This is a genomic window from Achromobacter sp. CSND-B12 (genome assembly GCF_052906545.1).
Window position 1 is genome coordinate 6061462 of sequence record NZ_JBREGJ010000001.1, and the last position, 18107, is coordinate 6079568.

At 68.5% G+C, this 18107-nt stretch carries 21 protein-coding genes; 11 read left to right on the plus strand and 10 right to left on the minus strand.

Translation table 11 applies throughout. The features are described from left to right. Positions 1-67 precede the first annotated feature (67 nt). The 3 genes from ACUTAG_RS28480 (at position 68) to ACUTAG_RS28490 (ending at position 2649) form a co-directional block, all read left to right on the plus strand. Positions 68-1798, plus strand: a complete 1731-nt coding sequence (locus ACUTAG_RS28480) for an ABC transporter substrate-binding protein (protein WP_026383593.1) — start codon at positions 68-70, stop codon at positions 1796-1798. A 153-nt stretch (positions 1799-1951) separates the two neighbouring features. Next, on the plus strand, positions 1952-2257 hold the full coding sequence (locus ACUTAG_RS28485; RefSeq protein WP_148319303.1) for a DUF4148 domain-containing protein: 306 nt from the start codon (positions 1952-1954) through the stop codon (positions 2255-2257). A gap of 29 nt (positions 2258-2286) precedes the next feature. Then, positions 2287-2649 carry a winged helix-turn-helix domain-containing protein gene (locus ACUTAG_RS28490; RefSeq protein WP_020927433.1) on the plus strand — a complete coding sequence of 121 codons (363 nt, stop codon included), beginning with the start codon at positions 2287-2289 and terminating at the stop codon, positions 2647-2649. Here the strand turns inward: ACUTAG_RS28490 and catB are convergent. Continuing rightward, positions 2624-3274, minus strand: coding sequence for a type B chloramphenicol O-acetyltransferase (gene catB / locus ACUTAG_RS28495; RefSeq protein WP_026383591.1), 651 nt, complete (start codon positions 3272-3274; stop codon positions 2624-2626). The genes ACUTAG_RS28490 and catB overlap by 26 nt on opposite strands. Before the next feature lie 118 nt (positions 3275-3392). Further along, the gene (locus ACUTAG_RS28500; RefSeq protein ID WP_148319307.1) at positions 3393-3845 is read right to left on the minus strand and encodes a hypothetical protein; all 453 of its coding nucleotides are present in this window, start codon (positions 3843-3845) and stop codon (positions 3393-3395) included. A gap of 233 nt (positions 3846-4078) precedes the next feature. Here ACUTAG_RS28500 and ACUTAG_RS28505 point away from each other — a divergent pair, with 233 nt between their 5' ends. Genes ACUTAG_RS28505 through ACUTAG_RS28515 form a run of 3 tightly spaced genes read left to right on the plus strand, consistent with a single transcriptional unit; the run spans position 4079 to position 6289 of the window. Further along, positions 4079-5323: a hypothetical protein gene (locus ACUTAG_RS28505; protein WP_187378330.1), complete on the plus strand. Its 1245-nt coding sequence runs from the start codon at positions 4079-4081 to the stop codon at positions 5321-5323. A gap of 1 nt (position 5324) precedes the next feature. Continuing rightward, on the plus strand, positions 5325-5825 hold the full coding sequence (locus ACUTAG_RS28510; RefSeq protein ID WP_148319309.1) for a helix-turn-helix transcriptional regulator: 501 nt from the start codon (positions 5325-5327) through the stop codon (positions 5823-5825). Positions 5826-5878: 53 nt separating this feature from the next. After that, on the plus strand, positions 5879-6289 hold the full coding sequence (locus tag ACUTAG_RS28515; RefSeq protein ID WP_054513952.1) for a VOC family protein: 411 nt from the start codon (positions 5879-5881) through the stop codon (positions 6287-6289). 184 nt (positions 6290-6473) lie between these two features. Here the strand turns inward: ACUTAG_RS28515 and ACUTAG_RS28520 are convergent, their stop codons facing one another. Further along, complete coding sequence (locus tag ACUTAG_RS28520) at positions 6474-7628, minus strand: porin (RefSeq protein WP_148319311.1); 1155 nt, start codon at positions 7626-7628, stop codon at positions 6474-6476. Between the two features lie 198 nt (positions 7629-7826). Between ACUTAG_RS28520 and ACUTAG_RS28525 the strand changes: the two genes are divergently transcribed. Next, the gene (locus ACUTAG_RS28525; protein ID WP_148319313.1) at positions 7827-8786 is read left to right on the plus strand and encodes an alpha/beta hydrolase family protein; all 960 of its coding nucleotides are present in this window, start codon (positions 7827-7829) and stop codon (positions 8784-8786) included. Positions 8787-8840: 54 nt separating this feature from the next. On the opposite strand, the gene ACUTAG_RS28530 is transcribed toward ACUTAG_RS28525, so the two are convergent. Next, positions 8841-9308, minus strand: coding sequence for a membrane protein (locus ACUTAG_RS28530; RefSeq protein ID WP_026383584.1), 468 nt, complete (start codon positions 9306-9308; stop codon positions 8841-8843). Positions 9309-9409: 101 nt separating this feature from the next. On the opposite strand from ACUTAG_RS28530, the gene ACUTAG_RS28535 reads away from it, so the two are divergent. Beyond that, positions 9410-10045, plus strand: a complete 636-nt coding sequence (locus ACUTAG_RS28535) for a DUF2971 domain-containing protein (protein ID WP_232063749.1) — start codon at positions 9410-9412, stop codon at positions 10043-10045. Positions 10046-10112: 67 nt separating this feature from the next. Here ACUTAG_RS28535 and ACUTAG_RS28540 read toward each other — a convergent pair whose 3' ends face one another. Further along, entirely contained in the window at positions 10113-11072 is a 960-nt protein-coding gene (locus ACUTAG_RS28540) for an NAD(P)/FAD-dependent oxidoreductase (RefSeq protein WP_148319316.1), read from the minus strand. Between the two features lie 93 nt (positions 11073-11165). Here ACUTAG_RS28540 and ACUTAG_RS28545 point away from each other — a divergent pair, with 93 nt between their 5' ends. Continuing rightward, a complete protein-coding gene (locus tag ACUTAG_RS28545; protein ID WP_054444944.1) occupies positions 11166-11606 on the plus strand; it encodes an Rrf2 family transcriptional regulator in 441 nt (146 codons plus the stop codon). Here the strand turns inward: ACUTAG_RS28545 and ACUTAG_RS28550 are convergent. Next, complete coding sequence (locus ACUTAG_RS28550) at positions 11581-12465, minus strand: NmrA family NAD(P)-binding protein (protein WP_054444943.1); 885 nt, start codon at positions 12463-12465, stop codon at positions 11581-11583. The two genes, ACUTAG_RS28545 and ACUTAG_RS28550, sit on opposite strands and share 26 nt — an antisense overlap. A 135-nt stretch (positions 12466-12600) precedes the next feature. On the opposite strand from ACUTAG_RS28550, the gene ACUTAG_RS28555 reads away from it, so the two are divergent. Continuing rightward, positions 12601-13506 (plus strand): LysR family transcriptional regulator, encoded by a 906-nt coding sequence (locus ACUTAG_RS28555; RefSeq protein ID WP_148319318.1) that lies wholly within the window; start codon positions 12601-12603, stop codon positions 13504-13506. A gap of 132 nt (positions 13507-13638) precedes the next feature. Next, entirely contained in the window at positions 13639-14766 is a 1128-nt protein-coding gene (locus ACUTAG_RS28560; protein WP_006385295.1) for an acyl-CoA dehydrogenase family protein, read from the plus strand. A 96-nt stretch (positions 14767-14862) separates the two neighbouring features. Here ACUTAG_RS28560 and ACUTAG_RS28565 read toward each other — a convergent pair whose 3' ends face one another. The 4 genes from ACUTAG_RS28565 to ACUTAG_RS28580 form a co-directional block, all read right to left on the minus strand. Continuing rightward, positions 14863-16803: a tetratricopeptide repeat protein gene (locus ACUTAG_RS28565; RefSeq protein ID WP_187378331.1), complete on the minus strand. Its 1941-nt coding sequence runs from the start codon at positions 16801-16803 to the stop codon at positions 14863-14865. A gap of 19 nt (positions 16804-16822) precedes the next feature. Next, complete coding sequence (locus ACUTAG_RS28570; protein WP_006384555.1) at positions 16823-17209, minus strand: DUF2784 domain-containing protein; 387 nt, start codon at positions 17207-17209, stop codon at positions 16823-16825. Between the two features lie 94 nt (positions 17210-17303). Then, complete coding sequence (locus ACUTAG_RS28575; RefSeq protein ID WP_148319320.1) at positions 17304-17879, minus strand: restriction endonuclease; 576 nt, start codon at positions 17877-17879, stop codon at positions 17304-17306. Next, positions 17876-18100 (minus strand): RNA-binding S4 domain-containing protein, encoded by a 225-nt coding sequence (locus tag ACUTAG_RS28580; RefSeq protein WP_026383578.1) that lies wholly within the window; start codon positions 18098-18100, stop codon positions 17876-17878. Before ACUTAG_RS28580 ends, ACUTAG_RS28575 begins: the two co-directional genes overlap by 4 nt. Positions 18101-18107: the final 7 nt, after the last annotated feature.

Consider the following 18107-nt stretch of genomic DNA (forward strand, 5'->3'; position numbering starts at 1 on the left):
CGGCCAATGTCTTCCCCGGCCAGAAGTCCGCAGCACCACAGGGGAAGACCTATCGAGGAGACAGGTCATGAAATTGCGCATGCACGCCATGGCGGCCGCCATCGCCCTGATCGGTACGTCAGGGGCCTGGGCCGGCGAGCCGGAAGCGAAGAAGTGGGTCGATTCGGAATTCCAGCCGTCGACCCTGTCCAAGGATCAGCAGATGGCCGAGATGAAGTGGTTCATCGAGACCGCCGCCAAGCTCAAGGCCAAGGGCGTCAATGAAATCAACGTGGTGTCGGAAACCATCACCACCCACGAGTACGAGTCCAAGGTGCTGGCCAAGGCCTTCACCGAGATCACCGGCATCAAGGTCAACCACGACCTGATCCAGGAAGGCGACGTGGTCGAGAAGCTGCAGACCTCGATGCAGTCGGGCAAGTCCATCTACGACGGCTGGATCTCCGACTCCGACCTGATCGGCACCCACTATCGCTACGGCGCCATCCTGCCGCTGTCCGACTACATGGCTGGCGCGGGCAAGGAATGGACCAATCCGGGCCTGGACCTGAAGGACTTCATCGGCACCAAGTTCACCACCGCGCCGGACGGCAAGCTCTACCAGTTGCCCGACCAGCAGTTCGCCAACGTCTACTGGTTCCGCGCCGACTGGTTCGCGCGCCAGGACCTGAAGGACAAGTTCAAGGCCAAGTACGGCTACGAGCTGGGCGTGCCGACCAACTGGTCCGCCTACGAGGACATCGCCGACTTCTTCTCAAACGACGTCAAGGAGATCGACGGCAAGAAGGTCTATGGCCACATGGACTACGGCAAGAAGGACCCGTCGCTGGGCTGGCGCTTCACCGACGCGTGGCTGTCAATGGCCGGCGCCGCGGACAAGGGCCTGCCCAACGGCATGCCGGTGGACGAGTGGGGCATCCGCGTGGCCGACGACAAGTGCACGCCGGTGGGCGCCTCGGTGGCGCGCGGCGGCGCCACCAACAGTCCGGCCGCGGTCTATGCGCTGACCAAGTACGTCGACTGGATGAAGAAGTACGCGCCGCAGCAGGCCATGGGCATGACGTTCTCGGAATCCGGCCCGGTGCCGGCCCAGGGCCAGATCGCGCAGCAGATCTTCTGGTACACGGCCTTCACCGCCGACATGACCAAGAAGGGCCTGCCCGTGGTCAACGAGGACGGCACGCCCAAGTGGCGCATGGCGCCGTCGCCGTACGGTCCGTACTGGAAGGACGGCATGCAGAACGGCTACCAGGACGTGGGCTCGTGGACCTTCTTCAAGTCCACCAACCCCGACAAGATGGCCGCCGCCTGGCTCTACGCCCAGTTCGTCACGGCCAAGTCGGTGTCGCTGAAGAAGTCGATTACCGGCCTGACCTTCATCCGCGACAGCGACATCCACAGCGACTACTTCAGCAAGAACGCGGCCAACTACGGCGGCCTGATCGAGTTCTACCGCAGCCCCGCGCGGGTGGCCTGGACCCCGACCGGCAACAACGTGCCCGACTATCCCAAGCTGGCGCAGCTGTGGTGGAAGAACGTCGCCACCGCCGTCACCGGCGAAAAGACGCCGCAGGCCGCGATGGACAACCTGGCCAACGAAATGGACCAGGTCATGGCGCGGCTGGAGCGGGCCGGCATGGCGCAATGCGCGCCCAAGCTGAACGCCAAGGGCGATCCGAACAAGTGGCTGTCGGACCAGCACGCGCCGTGGAAGAAGCTGGCCAATGAAAAGCCCAAGGGCGAAACGGTGGCGTACGAGAAGCTGCTGGAAGCCTGGAAGGAAGGGAAGGTGCGGTAACTACCGCGCGATATCTTCGCCATCTCGAAGCGCCACGGTTTCCGTGGCGCTTTTTCATTGCAAAAACGTAATCCCCTTATCCGCTTTCTGTCCGCATCGCCTTCCTAGAATGAATCCCGTGCAGTACCCCCCCACGATTCATAGGAGTGAAGCATGCAGATTCTTCGTAAAACCGCACTGGTCCTGGCCCTGGCTGCCGGCGTTTCGGGCACGGCGCTGGCGCAGCAGGCGCCGTCCACGGCCATGACCGACCCCTACGGCGCGCCGCTCACGCGCGCCGAAGTGCTGGCCGACCTGGCGCTGTGGAAGCGCGCGGGCGTGGACCGGTTCTGGCGCGGCGAGGCCACGCCGGACATCTACAGCCCGGAATACAAGGCGGCGTTTTCCGAATATGTGCGCCTGCGCTCCGGTCCTGACTACCAGGCCGAAGTGCAGCGCCAGAACGCGGCGCGCCGATAGCCGGGCCCGCGAGGCAGGGGCCTTGCGCAATGGCTCACGTCCTGCTGACGTGTATCCCCGAGTCCGGCGACAGGCTGCAATTCGCGGACCTGGAGCTGGACCTGTTGCGCTTTCGCGCCTACCGCGATGGCCAGCCGCTGCTGCTCACGCCGAAGGAGTTCGGCCTGCTGGCCCTGCTGATGGGCAGCCCGGGGGCGGTGTTCACCAGTTGGCAGCTGGCGGAATCGGTCTGGAAGGCCAAGCCGCCGGCCGCCGGCGCGCGGCATGTCAAGTGCCAGGCGGTCGCGATCGCCATGCGACGCCTGCGCCGGAAAGTGGACGGCGGCAGCCGGCCTCGGTTGCTGCATGTGATCCGCGGCGGCAGTTTCATGCTGGCCGCGGGGCCGCTGTGAGGCCGTCGCGCCAATAGCGGTGCAGGCCCTTGATGTCGCCCGAGCACAGCAAGGGCATGGCGCCGGCCAGCCTGTCTTCGGGCCAGTCCCACCACTGCATTTCCAGTAGCAGGGCGATGTCGTCGTCGGCAAAGCGTTTCTTGAGCGGCTTGGCGGGGTTGCCGCCCACGATCGCGTAGGGCTCCACGTCCTTGGTGACGAGGGCGCGGCTGCCGATCACGGCGCCGTGCCCGATGGTGATGCCGGGCATGATCATGGCTTCGGAACCGATCCAGACGTCGTTGCCGATGACGGTGTCGCCGGCTTTCCGGAAGGCGTCGCGCGATTGCGCGAACGCCGGCACTTCGCTCATGTAGAAGAACGGGAACGATGACGCCCAGTCGTACCGATGGCCCTGGTTGCCCGCCATGATGAAGGCGGCGCCCGAGCCGATGGAGCAGAAGCTGCCGATGATCAGCTGGTCGACGTCGTCGCGGTCCGGCATGAGATAGCGCGCGCAGTCATCGAACGAGTGGCCGTGGTAGTAGCCGGAATAGTAGCTGTAGCGGCCGACCTTGATGTTCCTGTTGGTGACGTCGTCGGAGAGCAGCTTGCCCTTGAAGGGGCTTTCGAAGTGATTGGTCATGATGAGGGCCTCGGTGGCCGGCCCCGGCCCGCGCGGTGTCGCGGTGGCTGGCGGAGCGGCTCGCAGCCGCCGATGATCGCACAATCGCGGGCCGGCGCGCGCATCGCCGCGCGGTCCCTCAGGCTGGCAGCGCACAGCGCTCCAGGCAGTCCGCCTGCCAGGCGTGTTCGATGTCGAACGACGCCGGATCCGATACCGCGCCATGGCCTCCCTGACCATAGACGGCGGCGTAGGCCGCGTATTCGGCCGCGCGCAGGGCCTTGCCGGCCAGCGCACTGGCCACGGCGTAGGTGGCGGACACGGCGGCATGGCCACAGCCGTCGATGGAGATCGAACCCGGATGATGGTTGGCCAGCCGCGACGCCGTGGCGGCGGCCTGCGCCAGTTGTTGGGGGCCGCAAGTGCCCTCGAGATAGCGGCCCAGGATGGCCAGGCATTCCATCGCCAGGGGGTCTTCGAGCAGATGCTCGACGCGCCGGGCACAGGCGTGGCCGAAGGCCAGGCGCAGGGTTTCGTTGCGGGGCGCGTCCAGGTCGAGCTGCCGCGCCAGGCGTTCCAGTGCGATGTTCATGATCGGGTTCCTTGCTTTTGAGCGGATCGGCGTGGTGGCGGGAAGCGGCGTCCCCTCGCGCATGATCGCCAGGCCATTTTCCGTCAGCGCCGGCAACGCTGTGAAGTGCAATTAATTGCTGGGTTGATGCAAAAAAACAATGAAAGCACCGGTCTCGGCCGTGCCCGCCGGGGCTTGCGGTATGCTGGGCGCTTTCCAGCATCGGCCGCCCGCGTTGCGGCCCGTCAACGCGCATGTCCAGACGCACGAACACGGTGGCCGCAACGGTCGAAGGCCGCATCGACGCGATGCGGGTCGCGGTGCCTTTCGTCCGCGGCCAGGTGTGGTTACGGGTGAACGGCGTGGCGGTCAACGGCACCTTCGACGATCCGGCCGATATCCGCACGCTGCGGGGGGTGCAGCAACAGGCCACGCCGGTGCGCGTCGGCGTGCTCGAAGGCGGAGCGCCGGGATTGCGCCATTTTTCCTGGTTGAACGCGGGGCAGGGCCGAGGCATCCCGCCGCGCTATTACGTCGACCAGCGCCGCCGGGGATGGCGCGGCATCGGCATCAGCCTGGCCGTGGCCGCAGTGGCCGGGGCCGGCGCCAGCCTGCTGGACTTGTCGTCGTTCGCGCAGGTGCTGCTGCTCGTGCTGGCGCTGACGGTGGCGCTGGTTGCCGTGCTGCTGGCGGGCTTCTCGCTGTACGGCCTGTGGGACAACCGTCGGCACCGGGCGGCGATCCTGCGCAGCGAAGCGCTCTACCGCGACTTGCTGCAGACCCCCGTGCCGCGCGTCGCGCCGCCGGCGCAAGCGTCCGTCCCGCACCCGCAAGGCGAGGGCGAGACGCTGATCACCGACGCGGCGCCCGAGATCCTGCTGGTACGCGGCGCCCTGGCATCGCTGACGCATGAGGCCAGGCCGTCGATCCGCACGGCGCCCAGCTATGGCGTCTATCGCTTCCAGGTCGGCGCGCGCCGCTTCATCATGTACGTGGCCGAGAATTTCGGCGACGTGCTGCCGTTCCTGGCCGAAGGCGATCAGGTGGAGGTGGCCGCCTATGCCGGCCAGATCGCCGGCGCCGGGCCCGAGCAACTGGTCTACGGCCTGCGCAATCGGGAAGACGGCCGCGTCTATGTCTGTCACCACTATTTCCGCGCCGCTTTCACCGACATCGCGCCCGTGGGCGTGGGCCTGAGGCAGCGCGTGCCGATGCTGTCTTTGCTGGCGATCCTGCTCCTGGTGTGCTGGGTGGTGGTGGTAGCGGTGCTGGCTTCCTCCGACTCGCCGTCGGGCCGCGAGGCGGCGCCCGAACTGGCCGCGGTGACGTTCGTTTTCCTGCTGCTGGCATGGCTGTGCATCGCGTTGCCGCTGCTGTTCCTGGACACGCGCTGGCGCATGGGCAGGCCGACGCGGCGCCAGCGCATCCTGGAACGCATCTATCGCGCGCTGGGACTGGGCACGCCGTTCGCGCCCACGACGGTGATCGAGGAGGTCTAGCATGCCGCGAGCGCGCGCGTCTTGTGCGGCCACCGCTGTCGAGGAACCATTGCTGGACCCCGTGCTGCTGCGCCGCCTGCTGCGCGCCAGGGACCGCATTGACGCCGCCTCGCACGAGGCCTGGCCGGTGGAGCGCCTGGCCGAGGTCAGCGGCGTGTCCGTTGCCTATTTCGCCCGCTGCTTCAAGCGCGCCTTCGGCCTGCCGCCGCATCGCTACCTGCTGACGCGGCGCGTCGAGCACGCCATCGCCCTGTTGCGCGACACCGACCTGCCCATCACCGAGATCGCCTACGCCACCGGTTGGCAAAGCCTGGGCACCTTCGGCCGTATCTTTCGCGACATCACGGGGTTTAACCCCGGCGCCATGCGCGCGCGGGTCCGAGCCGGCCGGGAGGGGCTGGGCCTCGTGCCGGCCTGCGTGGTCAAGGCCGCGTTGCGCCCCGATCTGAACATCGCAGTTTTGGAGAAGCGCCGCCGCCAGGCGAAGGATAAAGTGCGGTGATCGGCCCGCGTCGGGTCGCCCATCACCCGATCAACGTGTCCAGGGGAGCAACCATGAGTGCAGGAATCAATGTCGTCGGCGTCTACGTGGACGACCAGGAGGAGGCGCTGCGGTTCTATGTCGACAAGCTCGGCTTTCGTGTCCATACGGACGTGGGCAACGGCCCGTATCGCTGGCTGACCGTGCAGCATCCGGACCAGCCGTCGTTCCAGCTGGGCCTGTTCCGGCCCGGCCCGCCGGTCCATGACGAGGCCACCGCGCAGGCGCTGCGCGCCATGGTCGCCAAGGGGGCGATGCCGCCGCTGGTGCTGGCGGTGGCCGATTGCCGTGCCAGCCATGCCCGGCTGAAGGCGCTGGGCGTGGAGTTCACCCAGGAGCCGGTCGAGCGCTATGGCAGCATCGACGCGGGGTTTCGCGATCCGGCGGGCAATGGCTGGAAGATGATCCAGGGGCCCGCCGCCTGAGGCGCATCGCTGCTGCGCGGGTCGCTGTTCCCCAAGCGGGTGTTTTTGCCTTGGAGCGGCCCGGCGAAAAAAACGCGCGTTCCCGGACGGACCCGGAAACGCGCGGCGATAAACCACCCATCCCTTCGCGGAGGCGGGTGTCATCAACGGGAACTTGCGCAAGGCGGGAGCGATCCCGCGGCGATCAGAAGCGGTGGCGTATGCCCATGTTGACCTCGGTCGCCTTGGCGTTGTCCAGGAACGCCCAGTTGGTGGTGTAGGAGGCCGCGGCATACAGGTCCGTGCGCTTGGACAGGTTGTAGTTGTAGCCCAGGCTGTAGGTGTTGCTGGTCGAGTCGCCGCCGGTGAGCTGCTTGCTGTTGGCGTCGGCGCGCTGCCACGAGGCGAACACGCCGCTCGACTTGCCGATGGGCGCGGCCAGCGCCAGCATGTACGAATTCGACCGGAAGCCCTTGGAGAAGGCGTACGACGGCGTGCCGGTGAAGCCGCCGATGCTGCCGCCGCCGGGCAGGCTCTTGCCGGCGAACCAGCCGTCGGTGAGGCGGTTGTAGGCCAGCGCGACCTTGAAGACTTCGAAGTCGTAGGAACCGCCCACGATGTACGAACGCGGTGTGGCGTCGACCTGGTCCTGGCCCAGCTTGTTGGAGGCGTTGAGCTGGTCGTAGGTGGCAAAGCCCATCAGCGGGCCGTTGTCGTAGCGCACGCCGGCGGTGATGGCGCGGGTGTTGTCGGCGGTGGCAAAGCCCGTTTGCGCGGTGCGGCGATCGTCGGCGTTGAAGGCGTAGCCGGCGGCGGCGCGCAAGCCGCCCAGCGACGGCGTCTCGTACACCACCAGGTTGTCGTAGCGCGGGAAGTAGGCCGAGCTGAAGCCCAGGCCGGCGCCGGTGTTGAGCTGGTTGAAGCCGCCGCCGAACGACGGGCCCAGCATGCCGGAGAAATAGCGCGTGGCGACGTTGTACTGGCGGCCCAGGCGCACCTCGCCCCAGTCGGCGCTGCCCAGGCCGACGGTGGCTTCGCGGCCGAACAGGCGGCCGCTTTGCAGCGAATTGCCGTTGCGGCTGTCGAAACCCGACTCCAGCTGGAACACGGCGTACAGGCCATCGCCCAGGTCTTCCTTGCCGCGCAGGCCCCAGCGCGAGCCGGCCGTGGTGCCGGTGGTCGTGCCGATACGGCTGTTGTCGATGCTGCTGCGGCGGCCGGTGGCCGGGTCGGTGTAGCTGCCGTCGACGTTGGCGTAACCGATGCCCGTGTCGATCAGGCCGTAGAGCGTGACCGACGTCTGCGCGGACGCCGCGCCGGACAGCGCCATGGCGGCCGCGGCGGCGAATTGTTTTTTCATGGATGACTCCGTAGGCTGGGAAACTCGAATGGCGCCGTGCGGTCGAAGGGATGCCTTCCGTTGCAGGGCGATTCGAAGTCTGCGCGGCGTCGATCGACAGTTCGCGAACATTAAAATGACAATATCGATCGCGTTGCCGTCGCGATACTGTCATCTTTTCCTGCCAGGGCCCGTCCCGCACCGCCTGCCTTCGATTCCATGTTCAAGCCTTTCCTGCGCGCCTGTTTCGCCTTGTCATTGCTCGCCACCGGCGCCGCGCACGCGGCCGGATTCCAGCGGCTCAACCTGCCCATGGACATGAACGGTCCGGCCTTGCAGGGCGGCATCTGGTATCCGTGCGCCGCGCCCGCGCAGGACGTCGCCATCGGCCGCGTCACCCTGGCGGCGACGCCGGACTGCCCGATGACCGACGGGGCCAAGCCGCTCATCGTGATGTCGCACGGATCGGCCGGCTCGTATCTGGGGCATCACGACACCGCCGCGGCGCTGGCGGACGCGGGCTTCGTGGTGGCGGCGATCAACCACGTCGGCGACAACGCGGTGGACCGCTCGCGACAGGGCTATCTGTCGATCTTTTCGACCCGTCCGCGCGAGATCCGGCGGCTGCTCGACTACCTGACCGGCGCGTGGCCCCAACGGGCGCGGCTGGATGGCGCCATCGGCTTGTTCGGGTTCTCGCGCGGCGGCTATACGGGGCTGGTGCTGGCGGGCGCGGCGCCCGATTTCAAGCTGGGCCTGAGCCTCTGCGCCGACGAGCCGGCGTTGCCGATGTGCCGCGACATCCGCGACGGCAAGGTGCCGGCGCAGCCTTATGTGAAGGATGCGCGCATCAAGGCGCTGGTCATCGCCGATCCGCTCAACGCCTTCAGCGCCGAGGCGCTCAAGGCGGTATCGATTCCGGTGCAGCTGTGGGCCTCGGCGCGGGGCGGTGACGGCGTCACGCCGGCCAGCGTCGATGCGGTACGACTGGGGCTGGCGGCGCCCGAGTTCCACCCGGTCGCCGGCGCCGGGCATTTCGCCTTCCTGGCGCCGTGCTCCACCGCGCAGGCCGAGGCCGCGCCGGCGATCTGCCGCGATGCGGCGGGTTTCGACCGGGCGGCGTGGCATCGCGATTTCAACGCGGCCGTGGTCGCGTTCTTCAGGAACGCGTTGCGCTGACCGGCGCTGGGCAAGCCGGCCTTCAACCGCTGCTGTCGTGAAGGCCGCTGCCCGCTAGCGCGCCGAATTCTGGCGGTTGGCCTGTTCGGCGGCCCGTCTCCTGGCCGCCGCCTTCGGCCCGTCGCGCAGCGCGACGTAATTGCAGTAACGCGCGAAGTCCTTCCTGGCCAGCGCCAGGTACAGCCCTGTCGCCACCATGGCGGCACTGCACACAAAGCGGTGCAGCCAGATGTCGATCGAATAGGGCATGAGCGAGGTCGTCAGGTACATGACCGGCACACCGAAGCCCAGCAACGATATCATCAGCAGCCACCGCGCCCATTCGCTGCCACGGTACAGCCCGGCCAGCAGCAGTCCGGGCACGATCAGCTTGAGCAGGGGCGAGAGCTGGCCGCGCAGCAGCGGCATGAGGTCATAGCTGAGGGTGACCAGCGTGCCCGCCAGGACGATGTACCAGAACCGCTGACCGGTAGGCGCGTGGCGCCGGGTAGCTTGCCTTCCTTCACCATTGTTCTGCTGCATGGGGTCTCCTTTTGGCAAGGGGCCAGTGTAACGTCGTGCCGGCGGTCGTGCCGGCGGCCTTGCGGGTAGACTGGCGGCTGGGTTTTCACCGGAGCACCGCCTTGGCCACCTCGCTGCGCAGATACACCGAGCTTCCCTACCTGATCGACTACCTGCAGTCGGGCGAACTGGCGCTGCTCAATCCGAAGGCGTGGGACGACCGCAACGATTCCTTCTACATCGAGGAATACGCGCGCGCCAAGCGCCTGCTGGGCATCTATGCGCTGTGCCTGGCCGAGGCCTCCGAGACCTACCACCACTGGCGCGTGTTCTCGCATGGCAGCGGCGGCGTCTGCATCGAATTCGACAAGGAAAAGCTGATCGAGCAGGTGAAGGCGGTGCCCGACCTGCGGGCCGAAGCGGTGCAGTACCGCACCATCAAATCGCTGCGCGAGCAGCCGCCGGCCGAGGCCGACCTGCCGTTCCTCAAGCGCCATGCCTTTCGCGATGAAAAGGAATTCCGCCTGTTCGTCTGCCGCAAGATGCGCGACATGCCGGTGCTGCGCATCCCGGTTTCGCCCGCGACCATCAAGCGCGTCACGCTCAGTCCGTGGCTGCCGGCCACGGTCTGCGACCAGGTCAAGAAGGTGCTGAAATCGATCAAGGGCTGCGAGAAACTGCGCGTGTTCCGTTCGACGCTGGTCGAGAACGAGGACTGGAAGAAATTCGCCAGCGCCGGCCGCAAGGATCCGGCATGACGGATGCCCGCGACACGGCGGACGCCGCGCTCTGTCATCGGCCCCACGACACGGTCCGCGCAGGCGCCTACACCGGCCGGCTGGCCTGCGCGCGCCAGCATTTGACGGGGTCTTCGCGCACCAGCGACTGGTGCACGCCCACGCCCGCCATGACGCCCGAGGCGCTGGCCAGCGTGGCGTTGCCCATCTGCAGGCTGGCGTCGCCCGCCGCATAGACGCCGGGCACCGTGGTCTGCTTGAAATCATCGACCCGCAGGTAAGGCCCCAGCAAGCCCTCATCGAAGGCGCAGCCCAGTTGCATCGCCAGCGGACTGGCCATGTGCACGCGGCTGGCGACGAACAGCGCGTTGACCAGCAGGCGGCGGCCATCGGCCAGTTGCACCGCGTCGATCCGGGGCGCCGGACCCAGCAGCAGCGCCACCGGCGTGCGCTCGATGCGCACGCCGCGGGCGGCGAGCAGCGCGGCCTGCTCGGCGTCCGGCTCGAACTCGCCCTGGGTGAAATAGGTGGTCGGCCCCCAATCGGGCAGCAGCGCCGCCTGGTGCGAGGACATGGGGTGGGCGGCCAGCACGCCGAGCGGCTGGTCGGCCACTTCATAGCCATGGCAATAGGGGCAATGCAGCACCGTCTGGCCCCAGCGTTCGCGCAGGCCGGGTAGGTCGGGCAGTTCGTCGCGCACGCCGATGGCCAGGATCAGGCGGGCGCCGCGCAGTTCGCGGCCGTCCTCCATGGTGACGAGGAAGCGGCCCGATTCCCCGGCGGCGCTGGCGGCGGTGCCGTCGATGAAGTCCACCGTGCGGTAGGCGGCCAACTGTGCCCGCCCCATGGCCACGATTCCGGCCGGCGTGTTGCCGTCCTGGCCCAGGAATCCGTGCGAATGCGCCGCAAAGCGGTTGCGTGGCAGGCCGGCATCCACCAGCGCGATGCGGCGGCGGGCGCGGGCCAGCTGCATGGCGGCCGACAGGCCGGCGAAGCTGCCGCCGATGATGATGGCGTCGTAGCAGGGGGGCAGTTTTTCGGGCTTCATGGACTTCTCGATACTTTAAAAGTTGCATGATATGGCAGGGATGCCTGGTCACGCAACTTATAATGTTTCGAACCATGAACCAGGAGTCTTTCCATGCGCAGCGATAACCGCCTGTCCCGCATGCTGCACGTGCTGCTGCACATGGCGGAGCAGGACGCGCCGCTGACCTCCGAGACCATCGGCAAGATGCTGAGCACCAATCCCGTGGTGGTGCGGCGCATGATGTCGGGCCTGCGCGAACGCGGCTACGTGCAATCGGAAAAGGGCCACGGCGGCGGCTGGGTGCTGACGCGCCCGTTGTCCGAACTGACCTTGCTGGACGTCTACCAGGCGCTGGGCGAGCCGCCGATCTTCGCGCTCGGACTGGACCAGAGCGAACCCAAGTGCCTGGTGGAGCAGGCCGTCAACGCCGGGCTGGAAGGCGCGATGGCCGAGTCGCGCCGGCTGCTGCTGGAACGCTTCGCGGCGATCCGCATGGACCAGCTGGCGCGGGACTTCCAGGAACGGCTCAAGCAGCGGCCGCATTGCGGCTGACGGCGGTCGTCAGCGCGCGCACCACATCCACCAGGGCGACCTGGCCCTTGATGATCCGGTCGCGCGGACCTTCGAAGTCGATCCAGCCTTCATTGAAGCCATCCAGCATCTGAATGCGGGGGATCGGATCGCGCATCCCCTGGGCCGTGAACAGCGCGCCCCAGCGCTCGCGCGGCACGGCGCGGACGGCCACCGACCGGCCCAGCACCTCGGCAAAGGCCCGGGCGGCATCGAGCGGACTGACGCGTTGCGGGCCCTCCAGTTCCACCACGCGCAGGCCGGTCCAGTCTTCCCGCAGCAGTTGCGCGCCGACGCGGCCGACGTCGGCCGTGGCCACCATCGGAATGGCGCGCTCCAGCGGTTGCAGGTACGAGTCGATGACGCCATGGTCGCGGGCGCTGGCAACATCCCAGGCCAGGTTCTCCATGAACCAGCCCGGGCGCAGCAGCGTCACCGGCAATGGCAGGCGGCGCAGCGCCTGTTCCATCAGGGTGCGCTGGGTCAGCAGGTTCTGCTGGTCGGACTGGGCGCCGATGGTCGACAGGCACACGACCTTGGCGGGTTGGCCCAGCGCAATGGCGGAGGTGACCGCGTCGATCACGGCGCGGGCCTCGGGGAAGCCGGGCGTCGGATCGAATTCAGGCGGCGGCAGGATGAACGCCCCCTCCGTTCCGGCAAAGGCGCGCGCCAAGGCGTCGGCGTCCGTCATGTCGGCAATGGCCACGTCGCAGCCGCGGGCGATCCAGGCGGCGGCGTTGGCGGGGTTGCGCAGCACGGCGCGCACGGGCAGGCCCGCTTGCAACAAGGCGGCGGCGAGCGCGCCGCCGACCTTGCCGCTGATTCCGGTAATGGCATACATGGGATTCTCTCCAGTTGGGGGGGCGGGATGCGGATCGATCACGCCGGAACGCATCGTAGGCGCTGGCGATCATTGAGAAAATGGCAATTCAGTCATAACATTCATGATGTTTGATCACTTCTTCGGAATGTCTCGATGGATGGCCGCATATTGGCGAATATCGGCGTATTGGCCGCCGTGGTGGAAAGCGGCAGCTTCGCGCGCGCCGCGCAAACGCTGGGGATCACCGCCTCAGGGGTCAGCCGCGCCGTGAGCCGGCTGGAGGCCGGCGTCGGCGTGCGCCTGCTGGACCGCACCACGCGGGCGGTGGCGCTGACCGAAGAGGGGCGGCGGCTGTACGAACAGATCAATCCGCTCGTCGCCGGCATCGGCGAAGCGATCGACAGCGCCAGCGGCGCTTCGGTGGCGGTCAAGGGCCGCCTGCGCGTCAACGCCGACGCCTTTTTCGCCCGTCTGATCCTGGCGCCCCACGTGGGGCGGTTTCTGCAGGCGCATCCCGACCTGACGCTTGATCTGGCCACGCGCGAGCAATTGGGAGACCTGGTTTCCGATGGCTTCGACGTGGCGATCCGTTTCGGCGAGCCGCCGTCTTCCTCGCTGGTATCGCGCAAGCTGCTCGATACCCGTTCGCTGACCGTGGCGGCGCCTTCCTATGTGCGCAAGCATGGCGCGCCCGCGACGCCGGCCGATCTGGCGCGTCATGCCTGCATCCAGATGCGCAGTCCCATGACGGGCCAACCGTTGGCGTGGTCCTACCGCAAGAACGGCCGGACCACGCAAGTACAGACCTCGGGTCAATTGCACCTGTCCGACGGCTGGACGATGCTGGGCGCGTGCCTGGCGGGCGCCGGCATCGCCCGTTTCAAGGCCAGCGGCGTGCGTGAACTGATCCGCAAGGGCGAGCTGGTCGAGTTATTGCCGGACTATGCCGGCGACCGCTACGCTCTCTACGCGTTGTATCCCTCCCGCCATCTGCCGGCCGCCAAGGTGCGGGCGTTCATCGAGTTCGTGGTCGGCATCCTGGACGATCCGGCGGCGTAGGGCACGCCGACGGCGGCCGGTGTATTCTCGCAATCGTGCCGCGCCCGCATCCCGGGCGCCGGCCCGCGCAAGAGAACACGGACGGCGTCCACCCGCGCCAGTCCGGCACTGCCCGACCAGGAGACATCGAACATGCTATTGACCGAAGAACAGCTCAGCGTCCAGGACATGGCGCGCCGTTTCGCGCAGGAACGCCTGGCGCCCAATTCCGAGCGCTGGGATCGCGAACACCACTATCCGGCCGACGCCATCCGCGAGATGGCCGACCTGGGATTTTTCGGCATGCTGGTGCCGGAGGAATGGGACGGCAACGCCAGCGGCTACCTGTCGTACGCCGTGGCGCTCGAGGAGATCGCGGCCGGCAATGGCGCCTGCTCGACCATCATGAGCGTGCACAACTCGGTCGCCTGCATGCCGATCCTGAAGTACGGCAGCGATGCGCAGAAAGACCAGTTCCTGCGGCCGCTGGCCACGGGCGCGGCCATCGGCGGCTTCGCGTTGACCGAGCCGCAGGCCGGCTCCGACGCCAGCAGCCTGCGCACCCGCGCGGTGCGCGACGGCGACCACTACGTGCTCAACGGCGCCAAGCAGTTCATCACCTCGGGCCGCACGGGCCAACTGGTGATCGTGTTCGCGGTGACCGATCCGCAGGCCGGCAAGCGCGGCATCTCGGCCTTCATCGTGCCGACCGACACCCCGGGCTACCAGGTGGTGCGGGTCGAGGACAAGCTCGGCCAGCATCTGTCGGACACCTGCCAGATCGCCTTCGAGGACATGCGCATTCCCGCCGCGTGGCGGCTGGGCGAGGAGGGCGAGGGCTACAAGATCGCGCTGTCGAACCTGGAAGGCGGGCGGATCGGCATCGCCTCGCAGTCGGTCGGCATGGCGCGCGCGGCGTTCGAATGCGCGCGCGACTATGCGCGCGACCGCCAGGCCTTCGGCAAGCCCATCATGGAGCACCAGGCGGTGTCGTTCCGGCTGGCCGACATGGCCACGCAGATCCACGCGGCGCGCCAGATGGTGCTGCACGCGGCGGCATTGCGCGAGGCCGGCAGGCCGGCGCTGACCGAGGCCTCGATGGCCAAGCTGTTCGCCTCCGAGATGGCCGAGAAGGTCTGCTCGGCCGCCATCCAGACGCTGGGCGGCTATGGCTACCTGGCCGACTTTCCGGTGGAACGCATCTACCGCGACGTGCGCGTGTGCCAGATCTACGAAGGCACCAGCGACATCCAGCGGCTGGTGATCGCGCGCGCCTTGTAGGACGGCGCGACGCGCGGGCGATGCCCGCCCGGGCGGGCGGCCCGCGGGCGCCGGCGGCATGGTTGACGCTGCGCGCCGGCAGGGCCTGCCGGGAGCTCAGTCCAGCAAGGCCTGCACGGCGGCCTGCGCCGGCGCCGCCAGCGGCTGTTCACGTTGCAGCCGCGCAATCCTTTCCTCGAACTCGCCCGCCACATCCGGCCGCACCTTCTTCAGGGCGCGCACCGTCTGCGCCAGCAGCAGGCGCGCGTTGACGCTGCGCGGGAAGTCCAGGCACTGGCGCAGGTTGCCGTCAATGATCTCGCGTTCGCCGTTGAGATGGCCCGGCTGTTCCGGATTGGCGCCGTTGCAGCGCACGGCCAGCAACTGTTCCAGGCGCAGCAGGTAGTACGGGAAGGCGGCGCCGTCCGGCACCGTGTAGTTGGCAGGCGCCGCCAGCGGCGCCTGCGCGGTGGCGCGGCCGACCAGCGCCACCAGTTCCTCGGTCAGGCGCTGGATCGCGGCGGTCGGATCGGCCATCGGGAATTCGGCCGACAACGCGCCGATGCATTCGGCGTCCTCGGTGCGTACCACGCGCACTTCGGCGCGCCACGGCTCGGCCACGGTGACCAGGTGCGAGATCACCACGTAATCGCTCTGCGCCTCGCATTGCTGCGCGTAGCCGATGGCGTCGGTGTCGTCCCAGGCCGCGCCGCTCAGCAGGAAGCCGGGATGCGGCTCGGTCAGCCACGGCACCAGCGTCTGCGTGCGCAGGCCGCAGCGCAGCGCCAGTTGTTCGTTGAAGTACAGCGGCAGCGCGCGGCTCAGGCGGCCGGTGGCGTCGGCCAGTTGCCGCTCGGCGCCCTCGGGCGCGGCGCCGATCTCGGCCGAGCCGCCCAGGAACGACACCAGCGGACGGTCGGGCGTCACCGGCGTGAACAGCGCCGCCGCGGGCGAATCGGGCGTCAGCCAGACCGGGCCGCGGCCCAGCAGCATGGCCAGCCGCATCTGCGCCGGCTCGGTGGCGCCGTCACCCAGCGCGGCGCGCGCCAGTTCGGTGTCCCAATAGCCCAGGTTGTCCTTCCAGTCGGGGCGCTGCTGCGCGTAGAGCTGGTCGAGGATGGCGCGGGCCTCGTCGTGGCGGCCCAGTTCGACGTAGGCGCGGATCAGGTTGTTGCCGACCTGGATGCCGTGGTGGGCGGCCTCGAAGCGCGGCCCGGCCAGTTGCACGATCGGCTCGATCGCGCCGGCGTTGCCCAGGTCGCCGCTCATCTGCGCCAGCAGGTCGGCGGGCGCGGGCGTGCCGGCGCGGGCGAGCGATTCTTCATACATGGCGAGCGCGCCGGACAGGTTGTGCGCGCCCAGTTCGCCATGCGCCAGCCACAGTTGCGCGCGCCAGCTCCCGGGCAGGGCGGCGACCTTGCGCATGGCGGCCACGCCGGCGGCGTCGCCGCCGTGTTCGCGGTGGATCGCCTCGTACCAGCCCAGGCCGTTGTCCTGGTTGGGATCCAGCTCCAGCGCATGCCACAGCGTGGCCAGGGCGCCGGCCTCGTCGCCGCGCTCGTCCTGGATCTTGGCCAGATTGGTCAGGACGATGCCGGTCTCGCCGTGCGCGGCCATGAAATCGCGCAGCACCCGTTCGGCGTCGTCGAGCCGGCCGGTCTTCATGTAGACGATGGCCTGCAGCACCACGCCGCGCTCGGCGCCCGGTTGCAGTTCGACCAGTCGGTCGGCGGGCCTGACCATTTCATCGATGAAGCCGTCGCCGAGCGACTGGATGATCAGGCCGGCGAGCGAGTCGAGGTCGTCCCAGTGGCGCTCGATGGCGCCGGCCAGCACGTTGTCGCGCCACTGGTCGCGCGGCACGAAGATTTCGCGGCCATAGGCGTCGTAGGCGCGGATCATGTCGGCCTGGCTGTCCGGCGCGGAGGCCGGCTCGGAGTCGGGCTCGGAAATGGGTTCGGAAATCGGTTCGGGAACCGACGCCGCATCGGCCGCGGGCGCGGCGCCGTCATGGGCGGGGGCGGCTTGCTTGCCGAGCAGTTTCTTCAGGAAGCTCATGGGATGTCGTGTCCAGGATTCAGGCGCCCAGCGCGCGGGCGCGGCGGGCCAGGCGGCGGCGCGCCCAGAGGGTGTAGATGACGAGGTTGCCAACGACCAGCAGCAGCGCCAGCGCGATCTGGATGCCGCGCGTCAGGCCGTCCGGGTAGATCAGCGCCAGCACGTAGTGTTCGATGAAGCCGCCGGCATAGCCTTGCTGGCCGGCCTGCTGCCGCAGCGAGACTTCCAGCGGGGTGAGCGGGCAGACCCAGCCCATGCCGATGACCATCGCGCCCCAGGCCAGCGCCGGCAGGTGCAGGTAGGCCACGCGCCAGCGCCACAGCGCCAGCAGGCCGCCGAACACCACGAAGGCGACGAACAGGCCGTGCACGATCAGGACGGCGTCGGCCAGCAGGCGAGGAATCATGCGGCAGGTCCTCCGAGGTTGGCATCCGCGCCGCCGGGCATTGCGCCCGCGGCGGCGGGGATCGGCGACCGGGCGCGCGGCCCGGCGTCGCGGGTCAGGGTTTCAGGTCGCGCAGCAGCTTGGCCAGTTCCGGCGCCGTCATCAGCGACACGCCCTCGGCGCGGGCGTACTGCAACGCGTTGTCGGACACCTCGCCCAAGGCGATATAGATGGCTTCGCGCGCGCCGCGCTTTTCGCGCGCGGCCTGCAGTTCGCGCAACGGCTCGACGCCGACGCGCGCGGCCTTCCAGCGCTTGGCGCCGACCATGGCGACGTGGCCATCCTTGGTCAAGGCGAAATCGGCGCCTGGCCCTTGCAGCCGTTCGACCTCGCAGCCGTCGCGCCGAAAACCGGCCTCGACGGTGGCGGCGAACTGCTGCCACGACATGGCCGCGGCGGCCTGCGCCACGGCCTCGACGCGCGCGCCCGACGGCGCGCGCAACTGCCTGTAGGCCGCGATGATGGCGATCACCGCGAACGGCACCGCGGCAAACACGCCCATCGCCGCATACTCCAACGGCAACGCGGCAAAACCGCCGACCGACAGCAGCAGCGCCACGCCGGCGCTCATCCACCACGGCGAGCGCAGCAGCACCGCGAAGATGGAGTTCTGCGACATCCTGAACCTCATGGCGCGCGCACCACGATACGGACGTCGCCGCAGGTGACGATCTGGCCGGGACGGATCTTGGCCGTCTTGCGGCTTTCGACTACCCCGCCCACGCTTACGTGGCCTTCGGCCACCAGCATCTTGCCGGCGCCGCCGCTGTCGCAGACCCCGGCGGCCTTGAGCAGTTGGTTGACTTCAATAAAGGGGCTGCCTTCGGCAAGCGTGAATTCGATGATGGGCATGGAACGG

Coding starts and splice junctions, on each gene's coding strand:
- ACUTAG_RS28480 (WP_026383593.1), top strand. CDS start 68: ATGAAATTGCGCATGCACGCCATGGCGGCCGCCATCGCCCTGATCGGT.
- ACUTAG_RS28485 (WP_148319303.1), top strand. CDS start 1,952: ATGCAGATTCTTCGTAAAACCGCACTGGTCCTGGCCCTGGCTGCCGGC.
- ACUTAG_RS28490 (WP_020927433.1), top strand. CDS start 2,287: ATGGCTCACGTCCTGCTGACGTGTATCCCCGAGTCCGGCGACAGGCTG.
- catB (WP_026383591.1), bottom strand. CDS start 3,274: ATGACCAATCACTTCGAAAGCCCCTTCAAGGGCAAGCTGCTCTCCGAC.
- ACUTAG_RS28500 (WP_148319307.1), bottom strand. CDS start 3,845: ATGAACATCGCACTGGAACGCCTGGCGCGGCAGCTCGACCTGGACGCG.
- ACUTAG_RS28505 (WP_187378330.1), top strand. CDS start 4,079: ATGTCCAGACGCACGAACACGGTGGCCGCAACGGTCGAAGGCCGCATC.
- ACUTAG_RS28510 (WP_148319309.1), top strand. CDS start 5,325: ATGCCGCGAGCGCGCGCGTCTTGTGCGGCCACCGCTGTCGAGGAACCA.
- ACUTAG_RS28515 (WP_054513952.1), top strand. CDS start 5,879: ATGAGTGCAGGAATCAATGTCGTCGGCGTCTACGTGGACGACCAGGAG.
- ACUTAG_RS28520 (WP_148319311.1), bottom strand. CDS start 7,628: ATGAAAAAACAATTCGCCGCCGCGGCCGCCATGGCGCTGTCCGGCGCG.
- ACUTAG_RS28525 (WP_148319313.1), top strand. CDS start 7,827: ATGTTCAAGCCTTTCCTGCGCGCCTGTTTCGCCTTGTCATTGCTCGCC.
- ACUTAG_RS28530 (WP_026383584.1), bottom strand. CDS start 9,308: ATGCAGCAGAACAATGGTGAAGGAAGGCAAGCTACCCGGCGCCACGCG.
- ACUTAG_RS28540 (WP_148319316.1), bottom strand. CDS start 11,072: ATGAAGCCCGAAAAACTGCCCCCCTGCTACGACGCCATCATCATCGGC.
- ACUTAG_RS28545 (WP_054444944.1), top strand. CDS start 11,166: ATGCGCAGCGATAACCGCCTGTCCCGCATGCTGCACGTGCTGCTGCAC.
- ACUTAG_RS28550 (WP_054444943.1), bottom strand. CDS start 12,465: ATGTATGCCATTACCGGAATCAGCGGCAAGGTCGGCGGCGCGCTCGCC.
- ACUTAG_RS28555 (WP_148319318.1), top strand. CDS start 12,601: ATGGATGGCCGCATATTGGCGAATATCGGCGTATTGGCCGCCGTGGTG.
- ACUTAG_RS28560 (WP_006385295.1), top strand. CDS start 13,639: ATGCTATTGACCGAAGAACAGCTCAGCGTCCAGGACATGGCGCGCCGT.
- ACUTAG_RS28565 (WP_187378331.1), bottom strand. CDS start 16,803: ATGAGCTTCCTGAAGAAACTGCTCGGCAAGCAAGCCGCCCCCGCCCAT.
- ACUTAG_RS28570 (WP_006384555.1), bottom strand. CDS start 17,209: ATGATTCCTCGCCTGCTGGCCGACGCCGTCCTGATCGTGCACGGCCTG.
- ACUTAG_RS28575 (WP_148319320.1), bottom strand. CDS start 17,879: ATGAGGTTCAGGATGTCGCAGAACTCCATCTTCGCGGTGCTGCTGCGC.
- ACUTAG_RS28580 (WP_026383578.1), bottom strand. CDS start 18,100: ATGCCCATCATCGAATTCACGCTTGCCGAAGGCAGCCCCTTTATTGAA.